This is a genomic window from Paenibacillus sp. MZ03-122A, from assembly GCF_024213325.1.
Lineage (GTDB): Bacteria > Bacillota > Bacilli > Paenibacillales > Paenibacillaceae > Paenibacillus > Paenibacillus polymyxa_B.
This window is the reverse complement of record NZ_JANAVI010000044.1, coordinates 1-1,188: the sequence shown is the minus strand read 5'-3', so window position 1 is coordinate 1,188 and position 1,188 is coordinate 1. Positions and strand designations below refer to the sequence as shown.

The 1,188-nt window shown below is 57.9% G+C and carries 1 protein-coding gene; it reads right to left on the bottom strand.

Annotation, left to right across the window (positions count from 1 at the left end; genetic code table 11):
* Nucleotides 1-1,188 (bottom strand): condensation domain-containing protein (locus tag NLX74_RS25460; RefSeq protein ID WP_254330926.1); only part of this gene is annotated, 1,188 nt, incomplete at both ends.

The following is a 1,188-nucleotide window of genomic DNA, read 5'->3' as shown; positions in this document are numbered from 1 at the left end:
CGGATTACGGCTCATGTCCCGCTGCAATGGCAGTTTCTCCACCAATTCTTCAAACGGATACTCCTGATGCTCAAACGCGGCTACCGTACGCTCCTTCACTTCCCGCACAAAATCGATAAACCGCTTCGATCCCGACGGATAGTTTCTTAGCGCCAGTGTGTTCACGAACATCCCGATCATCGGTTCGGTGTCCGCATGGGTACGCCCCGACACCGGTGTGCCCACCACGATGTCTTCTTGCCCCGTATACTTGTGCATCCATACGCTATATGCAGCCAAAAGCACCATATACAGCGTTGCGCCTGTCTCGGACGCAATCCGCTTGAGTCCTTCCACCGTCTCACGATCGATCGTTGTCCCGATGCTGCCCCCTGCGTTGTCCATGATCGCCGGTCTCGGCCGATCGGTCGGCAGCTCTAACACCGGCGGCTGTTCCGCGTATTGCGACAGCCAGTAGCTCTCCTGCTCGTTCATCCGTGCTGTCCCCAGCGTCCCTTGCTGCCAAACCGCGTAATCCTTGTATTGTATGCGCAGTTCCGGCAGCGTTTCGCCCGCATAGGCCGCCATGAAATCCCGTACGAGAAGATCCATGGAAACGCCGTCGGAGACAATATGGTGCATGTCATACAGCAGCAGGAAACGTTCTTCCGCAAGACGCACCAGCTTCACCCGCAGGAGCGGCGCTTGAGAGAGGTCGAAGGGGCGCAGGAACGTTTCCACCTGTTGGGCCATCTCCGCTTCCGTTGCACGCTCCACCTCCAGTACGAAGGGTACGGTTTCGTGCACCCGTTGCACGGGCTCCCCGTCTTCTACCCCAAACGAGGTGCGCAGGGATTCATGACGGAGTATCACCGCACGGATCGCTTCTTCAAGTTGCTCGGCATCGAGGGCTCCTTGGAGTTCCAGTCCCCCAGGCATGTTGTATCTGGTGCTCGTCGGTTCGATCTGCTGCAGCACGTACATCCGTTTCTGCGCCGAAGATGTCGCATAAGAGCCCCGTTCCTCCACGCGCTCGATCCGTCCGTACTCGCTTGGCGCCAGTTCCCGTAGATACGCCGCCAGCTCTTTGACCGTTGGACGAGCAAAGATTTCCTTCATTGGCACTTCCAGTCCCAGTTCACGATAAATCCGCGAGATGAGCGTCACCACTTTGAGGGAGTGGCCGCCGCGTTCGAAGAAGTGATCGGC